Source organism: Mycobacterium sp. 1245111.1 (genome assembly GCF_001673405.1).
GTDB lineage: Bacteria > Actinomycetota > Actinomycetes > Mycobacteriales > Mycobacteriaceae > Mycobacterium.
The window spans coordinates 1-669 of record NZ_LZLV01000077.1; the positions used below are offsets into that span (position 1 = coordinate 1).

1 pseudogene is annotated in these 669 nt (G+C 73.5%); it reads right to left on the reverse strand.

The features are described 5' to 3' along the window. Nucleotides 1-669: pseudogene (locus tag A5658_RS28425) on the reverse strand (xylulose kinase); the annotation flags it as partial.

The window sequence follows — 669 nt, forward strand, 5'->3', positions numbered from 1 at the left end:
GCGTCGGGAATCGTCACCCACACGATCAACGTGGTGCCGCACAGCACCAGAACGTCGCCGACGTCGTTGGCGCCGGAGACCATCTGTTCGCACACCGCGTCAATCGCGCCGACCCCCAACACGGCCTGGCCCGCTTGCCCGACGGCCGCGCCCGGCGCCGCCACCGCGGGCATCTGCGCCTCGGTCGCGCCGCGCTCCGCGCAGGCCGCCGCGTTCCAGCCGTCGCCGTCGAACAACGGTGACGCGGTGAACGCGGTGGGAAAGTCGACCACTGCCTCGCCGGCCAGGGCGTGGTTGGCCACCGCCGGGGCCGGCCAGTAGCCGGCGGCCGCCGGCGCTTGCGCAGCGGTCCAGCGCAGAAATTCGGCGGCCTCGCCGACCGGGAACGGCCCGTCGGCGGCGACACCGGGAACCCGGCCGCGGCCGTCGCCGTAGAGCAACCCGGGCGTGATCGGTATGCCGGCGGCGTCCACCGCGGTCAACGACGGGACCATCGCGGACACCGCGATCGCCCGCGCATCCGGGCAGGCCAACTGCTTCAGCGCGGTCAACGGGCCCCGCCGCCACGCCTCGTCGGCGTTGTGCTCCAGCCGATCCGGCGCCAACGACGTCGGCGACGTTCTGGTGCTGTGCGGCACCACGTTGATCGTGTGGGTGACGATTCGTGGC